This is a genomic window from Shewanella corallii, assembly GCF_023349125.1.
In the GTDB taxonomy this organism is placed as follows: Bacteria; Pseudomonadota; Gammaproteobacteria; order Enterobacterales; family Shewanellaceae; genus Shewanella; species Shewanella corallii.
Window position 1 is genome coordinate 1 of record NZ_JAKIKT010000018.1, and the last position, 19,822, is coordinate 19,822.

Below are 19,822 nucleotides of genomic sequence, written 5' to 3' on the forward strand. Positions count from 1 at the left end.
TCTCTTTTTTAGAGAGGCAAAGCAAGCTTTCGGCAGTTTCAGATTTCATAAGGCAATCATAAGTATTGAGTTGCCCAATATTAGATCAGACTTCAATGCGGATTGGTATCAGATGTCAGATGACAACAACCACTCAACAGAATTGTCGTGAAAACCGGAATCAGGCGGAGTTTGAAGCTGTACATATCCAGCACCATAAGTAAGCCAGTGACACCATTTGCACTGTATCACTGGCAACAGAATAATGTGAGGTACAGTTTATTCAGGAAGACGATTGATTTTATTGAGCAAGCGCATAAACACGGCCTGCTCGTCCTCAGAAAGCTCTTTCAGAAACTTGTCGTTCACACGCTCAGCTTCCCGAATAACGTCCTGCTCCATGGCTTTGGCATTATCGGTGAGGAATATTTTGAATACCCGACGGTTGTCGGCAACCTGGTTGCGGGTAATAAGGCCCTGACTTTGCATTTGGTCGAGCAGACGGGTCATGGTGTAGCTGGCAACATCACAGCGTTTGGAGAGCTCAGTTTGAGTCAGCCCTTCCTCCTGCCACAGCGAGAAGAGCACAGGCCAGACTTTAATATCAAGGTCATAACGGTGCAAACGCTCGTTCAATTCATTTTGCAACGAGACGTTAAGGTGACTGACCAAATAACCCAGGCTTTCAGAACAATCCAAACTACTACTCCTCTTCCAGCGAATGCCTGCAAAACTAAGGAATCTTGCAGGGCACTATTTAATACTACCACCTATTTGCCATTACTCTAGTTGAGGCCCACTTTAATTTTGACCGTGGCAGCCGGGTTTTAGTTGCAGCCAGCTGGTCGTTAACTCTCCCCCAACACAAAGTCGTTGATGAAGCGGTAATAACTGGCCCGGTTAAACCTTGCACTCAAACCATCAGGCAAACTGCAAATGATGTTCTCATCAAGACAACTTATCGCCTGCTCCTCCACCTTGAACTCAGTTCCCAGGGAGGTTATCACTTTGAACTGACTCCCCTGCTTGTCATAATCCACCAGGATCAGAGGATACAGCTCTACCTCAACCAGAACTCTTTCAACCGGCGTCACCAGTTGATAGACCCCATCCACACACTTAAGGATGGAGGAAAACAAACGCGCAAACTTAACCGGCAATGGGGACTCCAGATACTGCCACCGGCCTTCGGCATCAATATGAAACATAGGTTTGTCTGCATCACACCACTCGGGGAGAGCACCACCGGAAACGCCGGCTCCCTGTCGGAATGAAGAGAGTGTTTCTGATGCCAGATCGCTTTTGCTCATTCTGCTTTCCTCAAGCTGACTATCAGCTGAATCGATCACAGGAAGGTCGAAGCAATTCAAGTAATGCCTCGACCGGATGTTTGGGGCGGAAACGGGATAAACGCTTCACCTGACTGCGACAGGAGTACCCTGATACCAGGATCTGCTCTCTGGGTAAGGCGTCTATTTGCTTCTCCCATGACATCTTATACAGCGTCTTTGAACGCTCGATATTCTCCAGCTCATGGCCATAGGTTCCTGCCATTCCACAGCATCCCAGATTTGCTGTTTTTAAAGAAGCGCCCAAATGACTGAATATTTTCTGCCATTCAGCCCCTGTCGATGGTTTGGCTGTGGACTCAGTGCAGTGGCTGAACCAGGTGAACTGCTTGCCTGATGCCGGTTGTGCATCGGTATCAGCCAATACGGTCAGCAACCATTCGTTAATAAGACTGACCTCAAACTGACCACGTTGCTGTTCGAGAACATGGCGATATTCGTCTCTGTATACGAGTACCAGCGCAGGATCGATCCCAACCATAGGCATGCCCAGGCGGTGAACCTCATTCAAGAACTCGGCACTGGTTGCTGCCTGGCTGGCGAACTTTTCCAAAAAACCTTTAATATGTGCAGGCTTACCATTTGGCTTGAATGGGAGGAGCACTGGCTTATAGCCCAATGCTTCAATCAAATTCACCAGTGACAGAATTAACGGCGCATCATAGAAGCTGTTAAATGGATCCTGCACCACCAGCACATATCGGCTGCGCTCATCTTTGGCAATGGCTTTCAAGTCTTCCAGTTCATAGCCCAGACAGGCATGATTTTCCAGCTGTTGCTTCAGCGTTGGCACAGACAAGAGCGGCGCATCTACATAACCCAGAGCCTTTTTCATCACCCACTGACTCAGCTTGTTGCCGCTAAGGGCGTTAGTAGCTCTGGGCATTTTTGCCATCAGTGGCAAAGAGTCTTCCAGACCAGCCACCAGATAATCTTTCACCGGCCGCAAATATCTTTGGTAGTAAGCCTGATAGAACTGAGCCCTGAACTTGGGCACATCCACTTTGACCGGGCACTGACCGCTACATGCCTTACAGGCCAGACACCCTTTAAGAGACTCCATCACCTCATGGGAGTAGTCGTAATCCCGCTGGGCATGGTAGGAATTACGTGCCCGCGCCAACCAGCTTTGAGGTTTTTGTGTGCTCAGGGAGTTGGCGTCTACGCCCTGTTGCTCCAGCAGTCTAAGCCACTCGCGCATCATGCCTGCCCGTCCCTTGGGAGATTGAACCCGGTCGCCGGTCACTTTAAATGATGGACACATAGGCGAGTAGTGACTGTAGTTGAAGCACAGGCCATTACCGTTACAGTTCATGACATCAGGGAAGGCCTCTCTGACACGCACCGGGATCTGGCGGTCGAAACTTCCGCGCTTGGCACTGTCGACGTCGTAGCACAGGTCATGGTCCCTGGGGGCAACCAACTTGCCCGGATTGAGTTTGTTGTTGGGGTCGAACCAGGTCTTGATATCCCGCAGCATGTCATAGAGTTCGTCACCAAATACAGACGGCGCATATTCACCACGAACCCCCTTGCCATGCTCGCCCCACATCAGGCCGCCGTATTTACGGGTTAACCCAGCCACTTCATCAGACAATGTGCGCAGCAGTTTTTCATCATCAGGGTCACACATATCCAGCGCCGGACGCACATGCAATACCCCCGCATCCACATGGCCAAACATGCCGTACTGTAGCTGCTTGTCATCCAGCAGTGCACGGAACTCCATAATAAAGTCGGCCAGATGCTCAGGGGGAACTGCCGTGTCCTCTGCAAAGGCGATCGGCTTACGGCTGCCCTTGGTCGCACCCAGCAGACCCACCGCTTTTTTACGCATGGCGTAGATACGGTTAATGCTGGCGGCATCATGGGTAAACTGAAAGCCCACCACTCCGCTGCTGCCTGATGTTTCACCGCTGGCAATTTCAGTTTCAAGTCTCTGTGTCAGGGCAGACAGGCGACCGCGCACATCCGCTTCTTCACCGGCGAATTCCACCATGTTGAGCCCCATGATGGTTTTACCCTCGACCTCTTCAATCAAGGCTGACACCGAGTGCCAGATAATGTCTTCCCGGGCAAGGTTAAGCACTTTGGAGTCAATGGTTTCCACCACGGTAGCATTAGCCTTGACCAGCTCTGGAGCATGACGCAAGGCAGACTCAAAAGAGTCATACTTGATGTTCACCATGGCACGGCATTTTGGCAATGGCGTGATATTAAGTTTCGCCTCGGTAATGACCGCCAACGTGCCTTCTGAGCCCGCCAGAATACGGGACAAATCAAAACTGTCGAGTCCATCATTCCACACGTGCTTAAGGTCATAGCCGGTTAGAAAACGGTTGAGCGGAGGAAAAGTCTCAATAATCTGCTCTCGTTTGGCTCTGGTCGCCTCTGAGATTTGGGTAATGATACTTTGGCCCAGCGAGCTGCTGGCAAGCGCCATAGGGTGATGCAGCTCTTCGATTCCCACAGGCCGGGTGTCCAGCTGACTGCCATCCACCAGTACAGACTTAAGCTCAAGCACATGATCCGAGGTCTTGCCATACACCAAAGAGCCAGCACCCGATGCATCGGTATTAATCATGCCCCCCAGGGTTGCCCGGTTGGAAGTGGACAGATCCGGGCTGAAAAAGAAACCGTGGGGACGCAGCGCATCATTCAATTGATCTTTAACAACACCGGCTTCGACCCTGACCCAGCCCTCCTCGGCATTGACCTCTATCACCCGGTTCATATGGCGCGACATATCCAGGATCAGACCATGGGTAAGCGACTGACCATTGGTGCCGGTACCGCCTCCCCGGGCGGAAAAGACAACCTTTTCAAATTCAGGTTTGGCCGCCAGCTTCAATGCCGTTTGCACGTCAGTCGTGGTCTTGGGATAAAGCACAGCCTGAGGCAGAAACTGGTATACAGAGTTATCAGTCGCCTGCGCCAAACGGGCGTTGTAGCGAGCATCGATATCGCCGGAAAAAGAGGAGGATTCAAGAGCCTCGAGGAACGCCAGATATACAGGTTCCAGGGTCTGTTCATGGGTAATACGGGGCAGCATAGGGTGGCAGCTCGACTTCTAATTCGTTGTAATAATGTTGAATATGATACCAGCAATACGCTGCCAGTGATCAGTAGGTAAGACAAGTTTCATATTGGCCACAAAATCGAAAAACTGAAGCCATAAAAAAACCGCCCTGAGGCGGTTTTTAATTTATCTACTGAGCAGATTAAGCGTGCTCTTCAGCCAGATACAACCAGGTATCAATCACGGTATCAGGGTTCAGCGATACAGTGTCGATGCCCTGCTCAACCAACCAGGCCGCGAAATCAGCATGGTCTGAAGGGCCCTGACCACAGATACCTACATAGGCACCTTTAGCCTTGGCTGCCTTGATAGCCATCGCCAGCAGCGCTTTCACAGCTTCGTTACGCTCATCAAACAGGTGGCTGATAATGCCAGAGTCACGGTCCAGACCCAGAGTCAGCTGAGTCAGGTCGTTGGAGCCGATGGAGAAGCCATCGAAGTGCTCCAGGAACTGATCTGCCAGCAGGGCGTTGGATGGCAGTTCGCACATCATGATAACGCGCAGACCGTCTTTACCACGCTCCAGACCTTGCTCTTTCAGCAGTTCAATCACCTGCTCGGCTTCAGACAGAGTGCGAACGAATGGGATCATGATTTCCACATTCTTCAGACCCATGTCGTTGCGAACACGCTTGATGGCGTCACATTCAAGTGCGAAACAATCGCGGAAAGACTCGGAGATGTAGCGGCTGGCACCACGGAAGCCCAACATTGGGTTCTCTTCCTCTGGCTCGTAGCGGTCACCACCGACCAGGTTGGCGTACTCGTTTGACTTGAAGTCAGACATACGCACAATCACTTTCTTCGGATGGAAGGCTGCCGCGATAGAAGCAATACCTTCCACCAGACGGGCGACATAATACTCAACAGGAGATTCGTAACCGGCGATCATCTCGATGATCTCTTCCTGCAGCGCTGGCGTCTGCTGGTCAAATTCCAGCAGGGCTTTAGGGTGAATACCGATCATACGGTTGATGATGAATTCAAGACGGGCCAGACCCACACCTTCGTTTGGCAGACGGGCGAAGTCGAAGGCACGGTCAGGGTTACCCACGTTCATCATCACCTTCATAGGCAGTTCAGGCATGGAGTCCACACGGCTGGAAACCACTTCGAAATCCAGCTTGCCGTCATAGATGTAACCAGTATCACCTTCAGCACAGGATACTGTGACTTCCTGACCATTCTGGATACGGTCAGTCACATCACCACAACCCACTACCGCAGGTACACCCAGTTCGCGGGCGATAATCGCAGCGTGACAGGTACGGCCACCACGGTTGGTCACAATGGCGCTGGCGCGCTTCATGATAGGTTCCCAGTCCGGGTCAGTCATGTCGGTAACCAGTACGTCGCCTGGCTGGATCTTGTCCATCTCGTCGATGGATTTCAGTACCTTGGCAACACCGGAACCAATCTTGTGACCGATTGCACGACCTTCAGATACCACTTCAGTCTTGGCACTCTTCAGGTGGTAGCGCTCAATCAGCTGAACGTCTTCGCGTGAGCGTACAGTTTCAGGACGGGCCTGAACAATGTACAGACGACCATCGTTGCCATCTTTGGCCCACTCGATGTCCATTGGACGACCATAGTGCTTTTCGATGACCATCGCCTGCTTGGCCAGTTCCATCACCTCTTCATCAGAGATGGAGAAAGTACGGCGCTGCTCGGCGGCTACATCTTCAATTTTCACCTGCTTACCGTGAGAGGCATCGTCTGAGTACACCATCTGGATCAGCTTGCTGCCGATGTTGCGGCGTACCACAGCCTTGTGGCCTGCAGTCAGGGTTGGCTTGTGAACATAAAATTCGTCAGGGTTTACTGCGCCCTGTACCACCATTTCACCCAGACCGAATGAAGAGGTCACAAATACCACGTCATCGTTACCGGATTCAGTGTCGATGGTAAACATCACACCTGAGGCAGCTTTGTCGGAACGAACCATGCGCTGCACGCCAGCGGACAGAGCCACACCACGGTGGTCATAACCCTGGTGCACACGATAGGAGATAGCACGGTCGTTAAACAGGGAGGCAAATACGTGTTTGATGGCAACGATAACAGAATCGTAGCCTTTCACGTTCAGGAAGGTTTCCTGTTGGCCGGCAAAAGAAGCATCCGGCATATCTTCGGCAGTCGCGGATGAACGAACAGCGAAGGAAGCGTCGAGGGTTTCAGAGGACAGCTTGTCGTAGGCTTCGTGAACGGCCTTTTCTAATTCTGGCTGGAAAGGGGTATCGATAACCCATTGTCTGATCTGTGCACCGGCCTTGGCGAGTGCGTTGACATCATCCACATCCAGGGTGTCAAGCGTCTCGTAAATCTTTTGGTTAAGTCCACTTTGTTCCAAAAACTCATTGAACGCATGGGACGTTGTCGCAAAGCCACCAGGTACTTGAACACCGGCATTGGAGAGATTGCTGATCATCTCACCCAGAGAAGCGTTTTTACCGCCAACAGTGTTGACGTCGCCCATGCCTAATTCCTGATACCAGAGTACATATTGCTGCACAGTTCTATCTCCGCAAGTTTTTATTTCAATGGCCCCTTCACACGAGGGCACGGGCATTCTACACTCCCGAAAAGTTAGCGTAAATGCATAATTTTATTTGTAATTTTATTACTACAAGAGGTCAAAATGGCTCGCAATGTGTTTTATATTTCCGACGGTACCGCCATCACAGCGGAGGTGTTTGGCCACGCAGTTCTCTCTCAATTTCCGATGGAATTTGAATCACTTACCATCCCCTTCGTGGAGACAATCGATAAGGCTAATGCTGTAAAAAAACAGATCAATGATTGTTTTATTACAACAGGAGAACGCCCTTTAGTGTTCCATTCCATTGTTCAACCGGAAATCAGGGACATTATCTACTCAAGTGAAGGCCTGGATTATGACTTCCTCAACACCTTTGTTTCGCCACTCGAACAACAACTGGGTATAAAAGCAACGCCCGCATTGCATAGAACTCATGGTATGGCCAACGCAGGTTATGAGTCCCGAATCAACGCCATCAACTTTACCCTGGATAATGACGACGGCCAGACCATGAAGAATATGGACAGTGCAGACATTATTCTGATTGGAGTATCCCGTTGTGGCAAAACCCCATCCAGCCTGTACCTCTCAATGCAGTTTGGTATAAAAGCAGCGAATTATCCATTTACCGAAGAGGATATGGATAACCTCAAACTGCCCGAAGCACTCAAGCGCAATAAACATAAGCTGTTTGGCTTAACGATTGACCCGGCCCGCCTGCATGAGATCCGCCAGACCCGCATGGAGAACAGTCGTTACTCCTCCATGCGCCAGTGCCGTATCGAAGTGAAAGAAGTGGAGATGCTATATAAGAAGGAACGTATCCCCTATGTGGATACTTCCAACCACAGCGTGGAAGAGATTGCCGCAAAAATCATCGACATTGCAGGTCTGAAACGCCATATGTTCTAAATTTTCAGAACTCTCCCCAGGGCATAAAGGTAACTTTTTGCCCTTTTTTATGCTGATTCCCCCTGAATCCACTGGCTAATCACTAAAAATTCCAAGTTAAAACAAAATCATTAGCCAGTTGGTGAATATTAGTGCACTTGCCCCTGTGCACACTGACTGGATTCGTTATAATCCTTCTCAAGTTGGCGAAAAAGCGCCTGATAACGAATGCTCCGGTACAGTGAATGACCATTAAAACCGACGAACTACGTACATCCTTACTCTGTAAAGTGATCTCTCCTGCCCAGTTGGCAGCGGAATATCCACTCACTCAGGAAGCTGCCGACTACCTGGTGCAACAGCGCCGGGAAGTGGAAGCGATTCTGGAAGGCAAAGATCAGCGCTTGCTGGTGATTGTTGGCCCCTGCTCTATCCATGACACCAAAGCTGCGTTGGAATATGCCGGACGCCTATCTGCTATGCATCAGGAATTGAAACAGGATCTGTGCATTCTGATGCGTGTGTACTTTGAAAAACCACGCACTATTGTTGGTTGGAAAGGCCTGATCTCTGACCCGGATCTGGATGGTTCTTTCAGCCCCAATAAAGGACTGCGTCTGGCCCGTCAGTTGCTGCAGCAAATCACTGAGCTGAAACTGCCAATCGCCACTGAGTTCCTCGATATGGTGAACGGTCAGTACATTGCAGACCTGATCACCTGGGGCGCTATTGGTGCCCGCACCACAGAAAGTCAGGTTCACCGCGAAATGGCATCTGCCCTGTCCTGCCCGGTTGGCTTTAAGAATGGTACCGACGGCAATATCAATATTGCTGTTGATGCTGTGCGCGCATCCCGCGTCCCCCATATCTTCTACTCACCCGACAAAGATGGCGCTATGGCGGTGTACCGTACTCACGGTAACCCTCATGGTCATATCATTCTGCGCGGTGGTAAAAAGCCGAACTACAGTGCGGAAGATATCGCCCGTACCCGTGAGCAGTTGCAAGAGGTTGGCCTGAACCCACGCATCGTCGTGGACTTCAGCCACGGCAACAGTCAGAAGCAGCACAAACGTCAGCTGGATGTGGCCGATGATGTGATGGCACAAATTGCCACAGGTGATACCACTATTGCCGGCATTATGGCTGAGAGCTTTATCGAAGAGGGCAACCAGAAAGTGGTTGAAGGCCAGGAACTGGAATACGGCAAGAGCATCACAGATGCCTGCCTGCACTGGGCTGACTCAGAAGCGCTGCTGCGCAAGCTGGCTCAAGCTTCCCGTGCCCGTATGGATAAGCTGAAATAGCCAAGACCTCAGCTGCCATTAAGGCAATAAAATGCCCCGTTAACTCTGTTGAGTGCGGGGCATTTTTTATGACGACATAAAGGTTAAATCAGGGCATCGCCGCACAATTAAATACCTGCTTGCCACCTGAGAAATACTTCACCTTGTTTTCCGGACTAAAGCCCTCATCGGTCACTTGCCCAAGGGATTGCAGATAAGCTTTCAGCATTTCAGCATCGGTTTGCTGCATATTGACTGAGTTGATTTTCGGATAGCCATCGCCACCGGCAGCACTGAAGCCGGAAATAGCAAATGTATATTGGCCGTCACGGGAGAAGCCTTTCCCGGCGATATCATGAATGTCCACTGAGCCTGCGTCACAATTAACATCCAGCCTGATATTGCTCAGCTGTGCGAAACCGCCGCCTGTCAGGCCAGTCAACTTACCCAGGTAGCTCTCCAACTCGCCACCGGACATGCTGGCACGAGTAATAAAGTTGCCAAATGGCTGAACCGTCAGCACATCACGGTAGCTAATCTCTCCTTGCTGCAGCGAAGCCCGAATCCCCCCGGAATTCACCACGGCAAAGTCAGCGTTGATGAGCTTGTGAGTGCGGAAGGCCTCTCCCAACAGGTGTCCAAGATTGGTTTGACGACTACGGACACTCGCACGCTCGCCATCAAAGAATGCGGTCGATTGAGCAATACGTTTATCCAGCAGCTCCTGACCGGTTTGCTGATAAGGAGACAGGGTTGCCAACACATCGGCATCCTCCGGGATCTCAGCCGCCGCCAGCACCGCATTTCCCAAGGCGTCTTTAACCTTAAGGTTTACCGGGATCAGGCGATAATTCAGTAGCTCCAGCTTTCCCTGATAAAACCCAAAATCGGCGCGTCCGACATACTTACCCCATTCATGGGCCTGCATAATCCAGGTGCCATTCTGGTTATCCGGCAAGCAATCATCCCCGGGTTTAAAATCGGCATAGCGATTGCCCTCAGGCTCCATACACACAGGATTTTGAGAGTGGCCACCAATGACACCATGCAAGTGTCCGGCAGGCAGCGTTCTGGCCATCATCACATCTCCGGGCGCTTCACTACCGTGGTTACCGTCGGCGTAATGCCCCATATGCGTCAGAGCGAAGACCAGATCCACCTGCTCACCAGACGCCTTGATCTCATCCAGTACCTTAGGCATTTCAGTGATGGGGTCGGCGAAATAAACTGACGCGACATTGTCTGGATGCACCAGATGCGCAGTGTCCTTGGTGGTCATGCCGACGACTGCGATTCTGACGCCATTCAAGTCAAATATCCGATACGGCTCGAAGTAACGTTCAGCGCTAATAAGCCCATGCTCATCGCGACGGTAGATATTGGCCGCCAGCATGGGGAAGGTCGCCAACTCCTGCTGCATATTCAATACATCAAGGTCGTTGTCAAACTCATGGTTGCCCACCGCCATTGCGTCATAACCAATCAGGTTCATGCCAATAAAATCCGGGACGGCGTCCTGCATGTCAGACTCGGGCACCCCGGTATTGATATCGCCGCCCGACAGTAACAAGCTGGCACCACCACTGGCCTTAATCTCTGCACGCTGCTGCGCAACCAGCGTCTTGCGGGCTGCCATGCCGTACTCATCATCTTTGTTTCGCCAGAAGCGGCCATGATGGTCATTGGTATGCAGCAGGGAGAACTTCACGCAGGCATCACCGGCCTGAGCGCAATTTTGGGGAGTTGGTGCTGACTGGCATCCGCCCAGCAGAGCAGCAATAAGCAGCCCCAACCCGGTACCGGCAACACGAGGGGAAAATACTGACATAAATCCTTTTCAAACGACGTTAGCGTCCCATCAAAGTGGGCTCTCCTTTATTTGAAGCAGATGATAACAGGATTCCTGTCAACGCCCCACAACTCAGCCTTGAATATGGGCAGAAAATCAACAAAAAGTGGACAAACAAAAACGCCTGCTTTCAAAAGCAGGCGTTTGATTATTGAGTATGAAAGGTCAGCTCAGCAGCGCGTTCAAAACCGTGTCATTAACCAGTTACGGATAGCGACTATCTGCTCAGGATGTACACTGTGCCCCATAGGGTAGGTTAACCAGCTGGAGCGATAACCTCCCTGAACCAGCGCATGGTTAGCCAACCGACCAGCTGACTTGGGGACCACATCATCCTGCTCACCGTGCATCTGCAGGATTGGCGTCTCTTTATTAGCTTCATGCAAGCCATCCGGCAGCTTGTCACCACCCGGCAAATAGCAGGACAGAGCCAGAATACCCGCCAACTTGTATTCCAGACGCAACGCAGTAAACAGCGTCATCACCCCACCCTGACTGAAACCAGCCAAAATAATGCGTTCAGACGGAATGCCCTTGGCAATTTGGTCTTCAATCAGCGCCCTTACCCGCTTCTCTGACTCAAGCACTCCGGCCAGATCAGCTCTTTCCAGCAGGTTCATGCTCTTGATGTCATACCAGGACCGCATGATGTAACCGTTATTAATGGTTACCGCTTGCTCAGGGGCATTGGGGAAAACAAAGCGAATACCGTGGGCACCGCCAAGATTAAATGCCGGAACAATCGGGGCAAAACCATCACCTGAATCTCCCAGTCCATGCAGCCAAATTACCGCAGCATTCGCCTCTGCCGGCGGCTCAATCACTACCGCATCTATTGTCATTCAAAGCTCCTGAAATGTTATCTTGTCCCAATCATGGGAGTGGCAAGGATACGCAAATTCTCTGTTATCAGCAAAAGCGAATAACTTTGTCGATATTTTCGCATTTACCCCAAAAGCCCCAGATACCAATATAAAGTCAATCACGCATCCAAAGAGGCAGCAACAATGGGTTTATTGCAAAATGGTCAATGGGTTGACCAATGGTACGACACTAAAAGTAACCAGGGAAAATATGTGCGGGAAGATGCCAGGTTCAGAAACTGGCTGACGGCTGATGGCTCACCCGGTCCGGATGGTCAGCAGGGGTTCCCGGCTGAAAGCGGACGCTATCACCTCTATGTGTCTCTGGCCTGCCCCTGGGCCCACAGAACCCTAATTTATCGTAAGCTCAAAGGACTTGAATCTCACCTGGATATCACTGTGGTAGAGCCTCATATGCTGGCGAATGGCTGGGAGTTTGCTGGCCCAAATCAAAGTGAAACAGCCAGACATATTGAGGGCGCAAACAAGGAACCGTTATATGGCTTTGACTTTTTGTATCAGGTGTATACCAAGGCAGCTGCTGACTATTCCGGCCGCGTCACTGTGCCGATGCTCTGGGATAAGCAAACCCAAACCATAGTCAGTAATGAGTCTTCAGAAATCATCCGTATGTTCAATACTGCCTTTAATGGGATAACAGGTAACACTCTGGATCTTTATCCTGCAGAGTTAACCGATGAGATTGATGCTCTCAATGATTGGATCTACCCCAATATCAACAACGGCGTTTACCGGGCGGGTTTTGCGACGACCCAGGAAGCTTATGAGCACGCATTTGATGATCTGTTCGATGCTCTGGATAAGCTGGATACCCTGTTGCAAACCCGGAGATATTTGACCGGCAATCAGATTACCGAAGCTGACTGGCGCTTGTTTACCACACTAATCCGTTTCGATTCGGTTTACGTGGGCCACTTTAAAACCAACAAAAAGCGCATTGAAGATTACCAGGCTATTCCGGGCTACCTGAGAGATCTGTACCAACAACCCGGCATTGCCGAAACGGTCAACTTTGAACATATCAAGCAGCATTACTATTTCAGCCATAGCCAGGTCAATCCAACCCGGGTAGTCCCCAAAGGACCAGAGGTTGATTACAACTCACCCCATGGCCGTACTGACAATTAGGCTCTACCGACCTTTCCTGGCTGAATTTTGCTCACTTTCAAAGAGCAACAGCCCCTTTATAGTCACAGGAGAATAGTCACAGAAGAATTTGTTCGCCAATAAAGTCCACGAGGTCGTCAGCCTGTTGCTGGTTATCCAGCTTCAGGCTCCACCTGACCGCACCAGCATCCGCACTTAACACCAGCACCTCCTTGCGCAACTTAAGATCTTCTACCATGGCGCTTAACACTGTGCCAGACGGACTCATTCTGATCTGGATTTCAAAAGGGGTCAGAATCAACTTACTATGAGACAGTTCAATGATCATTTTTTGAATTTAATACTGGAAGGGGCAGCTATTGTATCAGGGAGACGAGCTTTGCAGTAAATGGGTCAGGCAGCAAATCAGTCTGTGGATAGAAGAACCTGTTACCCACCTGCAGGTCAACACCAGTGGCTGGTCCAATAATATTCTTCAGGTTAATCACCGCTGGGTATTAAGAATCCCCAAACTCCTTGCCCACAAGCACACTCACCAGATCTTACGTCCTAGGCTACCACTGGAAAAATACGTGCTGGACAGGCTGGCCGACACTGACGTGGGCGCATTGCTTCCCAAAGCAGAGCTTTGCAAGCTGCAACTTAGTGAAGCGCACCTCGAGGTAATGCTTTATCTCCGACTGCCCGGTGAGCACCTTAAGGCTGGCAGCAAAGCCTCCGCAAGCGCCGCTTCGCAATTGGGCCATTTTCTTGCCCGGTTGCATAGCCTGAATAATCTGTCACCCAAGATCACAAGTTATCCCTATGGCGATGAAGATCTGCCTGGCAAAGTGCTATCAGCAGTCTCAGCGTTATTACCCAAAAGCACTGTCGATTCGGCAAGACGCTATTTTACTGAGTGGTATCCACAGTGGGAGCAGCACCAACATTTTTTAGTCTGCTGTCACAATGACCTGGGAAAGGCAAATCTGTTGTTTGAGCCGGACCAGCAACGCGTGGCTGGCGTGTTGGACTTTTCCGATATCTGTCTTGCAGATCCCGCCAGGGATTTTGCTGCACTGGCTCGGATAATGACTCCTGAGACATTTAAGCTTGCTGTTGCCGCTTACAGAAAAACCGGCTCTGACTCGCTTTGGCACGCACTGCAACCTGCCTCATTACCCAGAAGAATGCAGTACTATCAACGACGCAAGGCAATATTTGTTGTCTGGTATGCGATGACATTCGGCCAGCCTTATGGATTTACCAGCCAGATATCCAACCATCTGGCCTGGCTAAGCGCCGAGTTCGGCAAATAGCGCTATAGGCAACATTAATGCTTAACTTCCACACCTTAAAGCCAGTTCCAGCAAAGGCTAATGAAGCAAGCAATCTTCAGTAAATAAAATCCTTACCCGAAATAGCTAACAGACACAAAAAAGCCCGGCAATTGCCGGGCCTTTGGGTCGTCTATCGGATCAGTCGTGATGATGACCACCAACGCCATGGGCATGACCATGGGCAATCTCTTCATCTGTCGCTTCACGCACACCGGCAACTTCCAGCTCAAATGTCAAAGTGCGGCCTGCCAGCGGGTGGTTGATATCAATATCTGCCATAAACTTACCCACTTTAACCACAGTCACCTGACGCTGGCCCTGATCTGTGTGTACTATCGCAGCCATACCAGGCTTCCACACTTTGGCTCCCATCAGATGTTTAACAGGTACCCTTTGAACAGCATCTTCAATCACTTCGCCATAGGTGTCGGCTGGATCAGGGGTTACGGTCAGCTTGTCACCCACAGCCTTGCCTTCCAGCGCATTCTCAATACCCGGCATCATATTGTCATTGCCATGTAAATAAGCGATGGGGTCCTGACCAAGATTGCTTTCCAGCACGTCGCCGTTTTCATCCTTCAAGGTGTAGTGGAACTGCACCACCATATTGTCCTGTACTGTCATCTCTGTATCTCTTTTCTCAATCTGCTTACAACAGGCCCATCACCTGCAAAGTTTGCTGCTGAGGGAAACCATCAGCCACCAATCCTTTACTGAGCTGGTAAGATCTCAGGCCTGCTATGGATTTGGGGCCGAGGATACCATCAGGCTTACCGACGTCATACCCTAAATCATTAAGTTTGGACTGCATCTGCTTAATCATTTCCCGGGACAGAGCTTGCTGCTCTGGCGCAGGCACCTGTAGATGACCTGCACCTGCAATCCGGTCGGCAAGGTGACCTACCGACAGCGCATAAAACACAGAGCGATTCCAACGCATCATCACATCAAAGTTCTGATAAGTGATGAATGCCGGCCCGGTGTGACCCGCCGGTACATGTAATGTCGCCTGCATACCCAGAGCAGGAAGCTTGCCGCCATTGGCCTGAGTCAGGCCCAGCTTTGCCCAGTCTGCCAGTGTCTTGGTTTTGCCATCACTCAGGTGGGCATAGTCAAAATCTTTCGGCAGTGTGACTTCACGTCCCCAGCGCTCATTACGATGCCAGCCCAGTTGCTGCAAAAAGTAAGCGGCTGATGACAGCGCATCATCTGTGCTATTCCATAGGTCCGCTTTACCGTCGCCGTCACCATCAACGGCATAGTTGGCGTAGGCTGTTGGCATAAACTGGGTGTGCCCCATGGCACCGGCCCATGAGCCCACCATTTTGTCGTCACTGAAGCCATATTTTTGTTTAAGCTTCAGTGCCTGCATCAGCTCCTGGGTAAAGTAGGCACTGCGTCTATGATCACAGGCCAGCGTCGCCAGCGAATCCAGCACAGGCATTTTCCCTTTGTAACCGCCAAAGTTGGTTTCCATTCCCCAGAAAGCAACCAGATACTGGGGAGGAACACCATACTCTTTGGTGAGTTTATCAAGCAAAGGGCGATGCTCTTTTAACAACTTTCGCCCCTGCTGTACCCGCCAGTCAGTCACTCTTTTATTGAAGTAACCGGCGAAGGTCTGAGTAAATTCCGGTTGCTTGCGATCCAGCTGAATCACCCGATTGACAATCTTCAGATTGCCCAGAGTGTCAGTCACTATGGTTTCATCGATCCCTTCTGCTCTGGCCGTTTCCTGTAAACTGACCAGGCAGCGCTTGAACCCGGCTTCATCAAGCGGGGTTTGTGTGCCAGCACTGGCGCCACTGGCTACCAGCATGATGGCGAAAAGCGAATGGTACTTCTTCAATTCCGCTGCTCCGTACTTGTCCGTCCCTTGTCGAACTCTGTGTTCGAATTCAATGAGCTTCATCCTGACCCATAGTGACCGTGATAACAATCAAGATTTTGGCGGAGAAGCACTGATTTGCTTAATTTTGACCAGTTAAAGTCAAAATGGTGCCCTTTGTAACCTGGATTTCATTGACCCCCGCCATTAATGACACGTTATAATGCCGGGGCTAATAAACCAAAGGGGATAAGCATGTCTGAATTAACGCCAGCTCTGGCAGCATTTATTGAAAACGTCAAAGACAGCCAGTGTGTTTGGGGACTGCAGGACCAGACTGGTGAAGGTTGGGTTGTATGTGACTCTGTTGAATTCGAAGAGACAGATGTTATGCCGCTTTGGTCTACTGAAGAAAAGGCCAAAACCCACTGTACAGACGAATGGGCTGACTACCAGCCTGCAGCGATCCCGCTGGTCGACTTTCTGGAGTACTGGGTTTCTGACTTCAACGATGACGGTGTACTTGTGGGTGTTGACTGGGACGGCGAAAACGACTGTCTGGAGATGGACCCAATCGAACTGGCCAAAGAACTGGCTCACGTCGAAGAAGAAAGTAAGTAATCCCGGATTACCTGAAACAGGGCAGCCATCGCTGCCCTTTGTTTATGACGCCAATTGATATTCCTTTCGAGTTCAGACACACCTGCTGGTTTTGCGGTGAACCCGGCAACAGAGAATTCAGCCTCAAAGCCGGCTCCAACTCTGTTCATCCTTCATTAAGCGTACCTTGCTGCAGTGAATGTAAGCCGGTCGCAGCCAAGGCACCGTCGACATCTATCTGGGAATGTCGAACCTATGTAAAAGACGCCCTGATCAAACGTTATGCATCCCACCTCGCCATTGGTGACAACTGGACCCGGGAAGAGCTGGAAGAATCAGAGTTCTCCTGCAAAATCCTTTCGGGTTTCAGAGAAAGTGGCTGGATGATGTATGAAATCGCCAGAGACAGAGTAAACTTTCGCGGCTGGTCGCTGAGTCTTGATGGAGTCGCTCTGGATGAGCACTGGGATACCAGTTTCAGTTTCAATGGTCTGACATTTGCCAGCATCGGCCGGGCGGTAGACTATTACCGACAGCTTTATGGTTTGGACAGAGACTTTATGACCTCTTTGCTTAACCTGCTGGGGCAAAGCCGATTTGGCTATGCCCTCAAGCTGGCCAAGCTTTATCGGACGTCGCCATCGAGAGACAAGCAGAGATTACTGCGGGAGTTGGCTGACGAAGAGGACTGAGTTAAACCTCACCCTCCTCCACCATTTTAATCCGTTCCTGCACCAGAGTGACCAACATATCCGGCTGAAATTTGGAGATAAATCGGTTACAACCCACCTTTTCAGCCATGGCATTGTTAAAGCTGCCCGACAGCGAAGTATTGAGCACGACATACAAGTGCTTGAGCAAGGGGTCCTGCCTGATTTCATAGGTCAGCTTATAACCATCCATCTCAGGCATCTCTGCATCGGTAATCAACATCAACAGATTGTCATGATCTACCCGGCCTTCATCGGCCCACTGCTTTAACAGCTTGTACGCATCCAAGCCATCGTTCACTGTGGTGATTTTTACTCCCAACGGCTCAAGTGTGCCCTTCACCTGACGTCTTGCAGTCCCTGAATCATCGGCAACCAACACATGGGTTCCCACCATACGTGCGGCTAAATCAGACTCCAGCAACTCCTGAGAGACCTCAGTGTCATAGTCCACAATCTCTGCCAGCACTTTTTCCACATCGATAATGGAGACAATCGTGGTTTTTTTATCCATCTCCAATCTGGTGATTGCGGTGAGATAATTGTTGGCACCGGAATTTTTGGGCGGAGGCAGAATATCGTTCCAGGTCAAATTGACGATATGCTCCACTTGACCAACCAGGAATGCCTGGATCGTCCGGTTATATTCAGTAATGATGAGATTACATTCCTGATTCAGCTCCATAGGCCGGAAACCTATGGCCCCCTTCAGGTTGATGACAGGAATAGACTGGCCACGAATATTGGCTACGCCGCATATATGAGGGTGAGCTCCGGGCATCTGATTAAGACGGGGTACCTTGACTACTTCCCTGACCTTGAAGACGTTGATCGCAAAGACCTGTGTCGCATTGACGCGGAACAACAGCAATTCAAGGCGGTTTTCGCCCACCAGCTGCGTTCTTTGATCAACGGCTTCCAATACTTTAGACATACGCTATCCCGTGCACTTCAGTGAATGATATGTGTCTGTAATTCCTTGTCCTTTATCGAGTATAACGACTTTCCAGCCCCCTGAGGGCATGGCTGAATATATTCCTTTTCAACAGCTTAAAATATAACCAGCAATGGATTTACTCTCTCATTCGTCGAACATTACACCCAAAGCATAGCAAAGCCTGTAAAACTTGAGCGCCAGATTTATCTCAACTTATCCGGGGTTTGCGTGCCAGTATCATGCCACTGAGATTGAACAGGTTATGAGCCTTAAGGATCTCAAATCCACACTGCTGAAGTTGCGCCACCATTTCGCCGTGATCAAATCGATTTGTCTGGGGATGCTCGAACAAGCGTTTGCTTATAGGATTGCAGATGGCGCTGCGGTATAGCTCCTCAATCAAAAACACACCACCAGGCCTTAACACCCGGAACACTTCCAACACAGCCGCCTGCCAGTCAGGAATATGGTGGAACACAGCAAAATTGCAAACCAAGTCAAAACTGTCATCCGTAAACTCAAGGCCAGTGGCATCTCCAATAGCCACTGTAACAGTATCATCCATCTCATATAGCTGGCCTGTCGCCGCCACATGTTCACTATCGAGATCAACCGCCGTCACTCTGGCCGCACCGAAACGTGACTTGATAAGCTTTATCCCCTGCCCATAACCACAACCGATCTCCAGCGCATCCTGAATATCGCCGGGACCCGATTCGAACATGGACATTAAAAGTGGCGCTTCAATTTTTTGTTGCACCCAAAACCTGAACGGATGACTAACAATCGTTTTTTCTAATTGATTCAATTTCATCTGACTTGCATCCTGTGACATATAAGGTGATCACTCATATGAACCAATACGTAAAATGAGCGACATAAGTTTATAAGAGGTACTCATGCAAATTCCCCTGTTCCCACTCCCAATATGTTTACTGCCGGGAGGCATGACTCAACTGAGGATCTTTGAACCCAGATATCAGCGTTTGGTGGCAGAGTCGATGAGGTCAGGTAGTGGCTTTGGGATGTGCATGCTGTCTGATGATCAGAAAGATATCCTGCCTATTGGGACACTGGCTCGCATTGAAGACTTTGAAACATTGGATGATGGTCTGCTGGGCATCAAAGTGCGGGGAGAACACAAGTTTGTTATCAACTCAATGGAAACTGAGCCCGATGGCCTGAGGCAGGGAAAAATCACCTTACTACCGGACTGGCCATCTGCACAACTTGAACGCCATGACGCGCTGATTGGCGATACCTTGAGAACATTGCTGGAGCAGCATCCGCAACATCTTGATCAATATGGTGAGGAAGATTTCGCCGATTCAAGCTGGTTATGCCAGCGCTGGTTGGAGATTATTCCAGTCAGCGCCATGGACAAGCAGGCCTGTATCCGCAGTCCTGATCACACCAAAGCTCTTGATTTTCTGAGAACGCTATTTAACGAGTGATCGATTTC

Annotated in this window: 18 protein-coding genes; 7 read left to right on the forward strand and 11 right to left on the reverse strand. The window is 50.3% G+C overall.

Going from position 1 to position 19,822, the window contains the following annotated elements; translation table 11 throughout:
- Positions 1-258: 258 nt before the first annotated feature.
- The 4 genes from L2725_RS22870 to ppsA all read right to left on the reverse strand — a co-directional run bounded on the left by L2725_RS22870 (position 259) and on the right by ppsA (position 6,922).
- Complete coding sequence (locus L2725_RS22870; RefSeq protein WP_115137650.1) at positions 259-678, reverse strand: MarR family winged helix-turn-helix transcriptional regulator; 420 nt, start codon at positions 676-678, stop codon at positions 259-261.
- A gap of 149 nt (positions 679-827) precedes the next feature.
- Positions 828-1,289 (reverse strand): DUF1285 domain-containing protein, encoded by a 462-nt coding sequence (locus tag L2725_RS22875; protein ID WP_249251087.1) that lies wholly within the window; start codon positions 1,287-1,289, stop codon positions 828-830.
- Between the two features lie 22 nt (positions 1,290-1,311).
- A complete protein-coding gene (gene ydiJ, locus L2725_RS22880) occupies positions 1,312-4,380 on the reverse strand; it encodes a D-2-hydroxyglutarate dehydrogenase YdiJ (protein ID WP_249251089.1) in 3,069 nt (1,022 codons plus the stop codon).
- 169 nt (positions 4,381-4,549) lie between these two features.
- A complete protein-coding gene (ppsA, locus tag L2725_RS22885) occupies positions 4,550-6,922 on the reverse strand; it encodes a phosphoenolpyruvate synthase (RefSeq protein ID WP_249251091.1) in 2,373 nt (790 codons plus the stop codon).
- Between the two features lie 126 nt (positions 6,923-7,048).
- On the opposite strand from ppsA, the gene ppsR reads away from it, so the two are divergent.
- Both ppsR and L2725_RS22895 read left to right on the forward strand, forming a co-directional pair.
- Positions 7,049-7,861 carry a posphoenolpyruvate synthetase regulatory kinase/phosphorylase PpsR gene (gene ppsR, locus L2725_RS22890; RefSeq protein WP_115137646.1) on the forward strand — a complete coding sequence of 271 codons (813 nt, stop codon included), beginning with the start codon at positions 7,049-7,051 and terminating at the stop codon, positions 7,859-7,861.
- Between the two features lie 224 nt (positions 7,862-8,085).
- Positions 8,086-9,147 (forward strand): 3-deoxy-7-phosphoheptulonate synthase, encoded by a 1,062-nt coding sequence (locus tag L2725_RS22895; protein WP_249251093.1) that lies wholly within the window; start codon positions 8,086-8,088, stop codon positions 9,145-9,147.
- 88 nt (positions 9,148-9,235) lie between these two features.
- Here L2725_RS22895 and ushA read toward each other — a convergent pair whose 3' ends face one another.
- Together ushA and L2725_RS22905 are read right to left on the reverse strand one after the other, a co-directional pair.
- Positions 9,236-10,954 (reverse strand): bifunctional UDP-sugar hydrolase/5'-nucleotidase UshA, encoded by a 1,719-nt coding sequence (gene ushA, locus L2725_RS22900; RefSeq protein WP_249251095.1) that lies wholly within the window; start codon positions 10,952-10,954, stop codon positions 9,236-9,238.
- Between the two features lie 203 nt (positions 10,955-11,157).
- On the reverse strand, positions 11,158-11,817 hold the full coding sequence (locus L2725_RS22905) for an alpha/beta hydrolase (RefSeq protein WP_249251096.1): 660 nt from the start codon (positions 11,815-11,817) through the stop codon (positions 11,158-11,160).
- Positions 11,818-11,982: 165 nt separating this feature from the next.
- Between L2725_RS22905 and L2725_RS22910 the strand changes: the two genes are divergently transcribed.
- Positions 11,983-12,987 (forward strand): glutathione S-transferase family protein, encoded by a 1,005-nt coding sequence (locus L2725_RS22910; RefSeq protein WP_249251097.1) that lies wholly within the window; start codon positions 11,983-11,985, stop codon positions 12,985-12,987.
- 76 nt (positions 12,988-13,063) lie between these two features.
- On the opposite strand, the gene L2725_RS22915 is transcribed toward L2725_RS22910, so the two are convergent.
- A complete protein-coding gene (locus tag L2725_RS22915) occupies positions 13,064-13,294 on the reverse strand; it encodes a DUF3389 family protein (protein WP_115137641.1) in 231 nt (76 codons plus the stop codon).
- A 31-nt stretch (positions 13,295-13,325) separates the two neighbouring features.
- Here L2725_RS22915 and L2725_RS22920 point away from each other — a divergent pair, with 31 nt between their 5' ends.
- Entirely contained in the window at positions 13,326-14,264 is a 939-nt protein-coding gene (locus L2725_RS22920; RefSeq protein ID WP_249251099.1) for a phosphotransferase family protein, read from the forward strand.
- Between the two features lie 159 nt (positions 14,265-14,423).
- Here the strand turns inward: L2725_RS22920 and L2725_RS22925 are convergent, their stop codons facing one another.
- Together L2725_RS22925 and L2725_RS22930 are read right to left on the reverse strand one after the other, a co-directional pair.
- The gene (locus L2725_RS22925) at positions 14,424-14,909 is read right to left on the reverse strand and encodes an FKBP-type peptidyl-prolyl cis-trans isomerase (RefSeq protein WP_249251100.1); all 486 of its coding nucleotides are present in this window, start codon (positions 14,907-14,909) and stop codon (positions 14,424-14,426) included.
- A gap of 25 nt (positions 14,910-14,934) precedes the next feature.
- Positions 14,935-16,104 carry a lytic murein transglycosylase gene (locus L2725_RS22930; RefSeq protein WP_428985316.1) on the reverse strand — a complete coding sequence of 390 codons (1,170 nt, stop codon included), beginning with the start codon at positions 16,102-16,104 and terminating at the stop codon, positions 14,935-14,937.
- Between the two features lie 264 nt (positions 16,105-16,368).
- Here L2725_RS22930 and L2725_RS22935 point away from each other — a divergent pair, with 264 nt between their 5' ends.
- Both L2725_RS22935 and L2725_RS22940 read left to right on the forward strand, forming a co-directional pair.
- Positions 16,369-16,734 carry a DUF2750 domain-containing protein gene (locus L2725_RS22935; RefSeq protein WP_115134590.1) on the forward strand — a complete coding sequence of 122 codons (366 nt, stop codon included), beginning with the start codon at positions 16,369-16,371 and terminating at the stop codon, positions 16,732-16,734.
- Positions 16,735-16,778: 44 nt separating this feature from the next.
- Positions 16,779-17,405 carry a hypothetical protein gene (locus L2725_RS22940; protein WP_346429401.1) on the forward strand — a complete coding sequence of 209 codons (627 nt, stop codon included), beginning with the start codon at positions 16,779-16,781 and terminating at the stop codon, positions 17,403-17,405.
- 1 nt (position 17,406) lies between these two features.
- Here the strand turns inward: L2725_RS22940 and L2725_RS22945 are convergent, their stop codons facing one another.
- Both L2725_RS22945 and L2725_RS22950 read right to left on the reverse strand, forming a co-directional pair.
- On the reverse strand, positions 17,407-18,357 hold the full coding sequence (locus tag L2725_RS22945) for a chemotaxis protein CheV (protein WP_249251104.1): 951 nt from the start codon (positions 18,355-18,357) through the stop codon (positions 17,407-17,409).
- A 211-nt stretch (positions 18,358-18,568) separates the two neighbouring features.
- Positions 18,569-19,174 carry a class I SAM-dependent methyltransferase gene (locus L2725_RS22950; protein WP_249251106.1) on the reverse strand — a complete coding sequence of 202 codons (606 nt, stop codon included), beginning with the start codon at positions 19,172-19,174 and terminating at the stop codon, positions 18,569-18,571.
- 85 nt (positions 19,175-19,259) lie between these two features.
- Between L2725_RS22950 and L2725_RS22955 the strand changes: the two genes are divergently transcribed.
- Positions 19,260-19,814, forward strand: coding sequence for an LON peptidase substrate-binding domain-containing protein (locus L2725_RS22955; RefSeq protein WP_249251107.1), 555 nt, complete (start codon positions 19,260-19,262; stop codon positions 19,812-19,814).
- Positions 19,815-19,822 lie beyond the last annotated feature (8 nt).

Bases quoted from the DNA above. Each gene is read 5' to 3' on its own strand.
- L2725_RS22875 (WP_249251087.1), bottom strand. From the start codon at position 1,289: ATGAGCAAAAGCGATCTGGCATCAGAAACACTCTCTTCATTCCGACAG.
- ydiJ (WP_249251089.1), bottom strand. From the start codon at position 4,380: ATGCTGCCCCGTATTACCCATGAACAGACCCTGGAACCTGTATATCTG.
- ppsR (WP_115137646.1), top strand. From the start codon at position 7,049: ATGGCTCGCAATGTGTTTTATATTTCCGACGGTACCGCCATCACAGCG.
- L2725_RS22895 (WP_249251093.1), top strand. From the start codon at position 8,086: ATGACCATTAAAACCGACGAACTACGTACATCCTTACTCTGTAAAGTG.
- ushA (WP_249251095.1), bottom strand. From the start codon at position 10,954: ATGTCAGTATTTTCCCCTCGTGTTGCCGGTACCGGGTTGGGGCTGCTT.
- L2725_RS22905 (WP_249251096.1), bottom strand. From the start codon at position 11,817: ATGACAATAGATGCGGTAGTGATTGAGCCGCCGGCAGAGGCGAATGCT.
- L2725_RS22910 (WP_249251097.1), top strand. From the start codon at position 11,983: ATGGGTTTATTGCAAAATGGTCAATGGGTTGACCAATGGTACGACACT.
- L2725_RS22915 (WP_115137641.1), bottom strand. From the start codon at position 13,294: ATGATCATTGAACTGTCTCATAGTAAGTTGATTCTGACCCCTTTTGAA.
- L2725_RS22925 (WP_249251100.1), bottom strand. From the start codon at position 14,909: ATGACAGTACAGGACAATATGGTGGTGCAGTTCCACTACACCTTGAAG.
- L2725_RS22930 (WP_428985316.1), bottom strand. From the start codon at position 16,104: ATGCTGGTAGCCAGTGGCGCCAGTGCTGGCACACAAACCCCGCTTGAT.
- L2725_RS22935 (WP_115134590.1), top strand. From the start codon at position 16,369: ATGTCTGAATTAACGCCAGCTCTGGCAGCATTTATTGAAAACGTCAAA.
- L2725_RS22940 (WP_346429401.1), top strand. From the start codon at position 16,779: ATGACGCCAATTGATATTCCTTTCGAGTTCAGACACACCTGCTGGTTT.
- L2725_RS22945 (WP_249251104.1), bottom strand. From the start codon at position 18,357: ATGTCTAAAGTATTGGAAGCCGTTGATCAAAGAACGCAGCTGGTGGGC.
- L2725_RS22950 (WP_249251106.1), bottom strand. From the start codon at position 19,174: ATGAAATTGAATCAATTAGAAAAAACGATTGTTAGTCATCCGTTCAGG.
- L2725_RS22955 (WP_249251107.1), top strand. From the start codon at position 19,260: ATGCAAATTCCCCTGTTCCCACTCCCAATATGTTTACTGCCGGGAGGC.